Annotated in this window: 4 protein-coding genes; 2 read left to right on the top strand and 2 right to left on the bottom strand. The window is 63.5% G+C overall.

All coding sequences use genetic code 11. The features are described 5' to 3' along the window. Positions 1-220: 220 nt before the first annotated feature. Both D8Y23_RS16505 and D8Y23_RS16500 read right to left on the bottom strand, forming a co-directional pair. Positions 221-532, bottom strand: a complete 312-nt coding sequence (locus tag D8Y23_RS16505; protein ID WP_108320227.1) for a hypothetical protein — start codon at positions 530-532, stop codon at positions 221-223. Between the two features lie 81 nt (positions 533-613). Next, on the bottom strand, positions 614-970 hold the full coding sequence (locus D8Y23_RS16500) for an ATP-dependent DNA ligase (protein WP_108320225.1): 357 nt from the start codon (positions 968-970) through the stop codon (positions 614-616). 235 nt (positions 971-1,205) lie between these two features. Here D8Y23_RS16500 and D8Y23_RS16495 point away from each other — a divergent pair, with 235 nt between their 5' ends. Continuing rightward, positions 1,206-1,490 carry an ATP-dependent DNA ligase gene (locus D8Y23_RS16495; protein ID WP_237488856.1) on the top strand — a complete coding sequence of 95 codons (285 nt, stop codon included), beginning with the start codon at positions 1,206-1,208 and terminating at the stop codon, positions 1,488-1,490. 81 nt (positions 1,491-1,571) lie between these two features. Next, positions 1,572-1,742 (top strand): hypothetical protein, encoded by a 171-nt coding sequence (locus D8Y23_RS16920; RefSeq protein ID WP_160897575.1) that lies wholly within the window; start codon positions 1,572-1,574, stop codon positions 1,740-1,742. Positions 1,743-1,867: the final 125 nt, after the last annotated feature.

Raw genomic sequence — 1,867 nt, 5'->3', positions numbered from 1 at the left:
AGCAGGTCGGTGAGCATCTGCTCGTCGTCGATGACGAGCACGCGCGTCATTTCGCAACCACGACGGTGCCGGGGCTTTCTGCCAGATACGTCACAGACGAAGCATATGAGTGTCGGGCGGTCGTAATGCTGGCTTCAAGCGGCGCGAGGTCTGCACTGCTACCGCTTTGCGCCCCGGATTATTCGAAGCGGAACCGATCGGTTACGTGCCGTCGTGACGGTCAGATGATGTCGTAAGGCGACTCCTCATCGTCGAACACCTGCCCAGAATGGTTGCGCCACCCGTCGCCGCCGCCGTCGGCGAGGCCGCTATCAAGGCGCACTGTGGAGGAAGCGATGGTGATCGAACTTGCCGCCGCCGACACGAAGATGCTGAGACGTTCGCCCCCGTCCAGCGTGACCGTGATGAAGCCACCGCCGGCGCGCGTGGCGCCGAGAACCTGAGCCTCGATATCCCCGACGCTCTCCAACGGCGCGAGAGCATGGGTGGCACCATTCACGGTCAGCTGAACCCGTTCGATGCTCTGAGTCATGCGGTACAACGTAGATGTCGCTAGGTCTCACCGGCATCGGGGTTGCACCATCGGAAAGCGCGTTGCACACTGCGACTGTTGTCACGCCTCTACCGGGTGATTCCGTCGGTCGGCGTCGCGCGCGAGTTGGTCCGGAGTGCGCCCGGCCGGCTCATCAAGCACGTGAAGTCCCTGTGGCGAGTTGGCGGCGTCGGTCAGCATCCGCAGCCAGGACGGGTTGAGCTGCGGTGTGTGGCCACCCTCGTATCTAAACGCCAGCTTGACTCCGGGGTACAGGTAGACGCTTGTCCGGCCACCGCCGAGGCTGATGTCGATCTTCCATGTGAAGGTGAACCGCTCCCCGCGGCGGATCTTCGCCACGATGACCGCCTGCAGGTGAGCGAGCTCCCGGTCATCGAAGTCGGCACTGACACTCGAGTCGTACGTGAATCTCCCCATCGGAAACCTCCAACATCGGGACCCCCGGCGCGACCATCATGGCGAGAGGTCCCACACGCCGGAGGAACGACGTCCGTGTCAGCGTCTCAGACGACACGTTCACCCCTGGACCCTTGCGAAAACCTTCCCGGGCTGTTGTGCAAATGTGAGCAACATCGCGGGTGCGATAATTCGGAGCGGCCGGGCGATTTCGCGATGGCCCAGCCTCGAACGAGATGAAGGACACGCTCGCCCCGTGGGACGACTGATCTACACGCAAGACTCCAGCTACGACATCGACGACCGTATCCTCGCGCACCTCCGCGTCGTCATGATGAACAAGCTCCGCCGCCGTGAAGGCTTCATGCTCCAGATGCCCACCACCGGCGGCGGCCGCTCCTCCATCTGGATCAGCCCCACACGGGCCCTGCTCATGCAGTTCTACGGCGGCCGCGCACCGCAGCTCGACCGTGAGTTGATCGACAAGATGATGCACGACGCGAGTAGCGCCGACGGGCTCACCCTCTCGAACCGTCTGTAACGGCATCGCCACAGGTGATGTGGCGGGTGAATCTCGGACCGATCCGTTCTGTCTCCCCGGCGTCCGCGTTAGCGTGACGCCGTGACGAAGCCCCACCGCATCAGCCATCCTGCGGCAGCCCGCCTCGCCGGCGTCCCCCTCGAAAGCCTCGACGCATGGGCAGCCGTCGACCGGCAAGGACGCTACGACACCGCCGAGTTCAAACTCTGGACCGAAATACACGTGGCCGTCCGCTCAATCGATGGGCGCTAAGCCGGCGCCATCCCCGCGTCGAAATAGGAGACGGGTCCGAATGCACCCTCTCGATGATCTGTTGCGCCTTGTAGGTTTCCTCATTGGTGCGATTCCGATCGGTTTCGCACCACCCACGGGGCAAT

The sequence above is a fragment of the Microbacterium enclense genome, from assembly GCF_004022425.1.
GTDB lineage: Bacteria > Actinomycetota > Actinomycetes > Actinomycetales > Microbacteriaceae > Microbacterium > Microbacterium enclense_A.
The sequence above is the reverse complement of the archived record's forward strand: the minus strand, read 5'-3'. Positions and strand labels throughout refer to the sequence as shown.

Bases quoted from the DNA above. Each gene is read 5' to 3' on its own strand.
- D8Y23_RS16505 (WP_108320227.1), bottom strand. From the start codon at position 532: ATGACTCAGAGCATCGAACGGGTTCAGCTGACCGTGAATGGTGCCACC.
- D8Y23_RS16500 (WP_108320225.1), bottom strand. From the start codon at position 970: ATGGGGAGATTCACGTACGACTCGAGTGTCAGTGCCGACTTCGATGAC.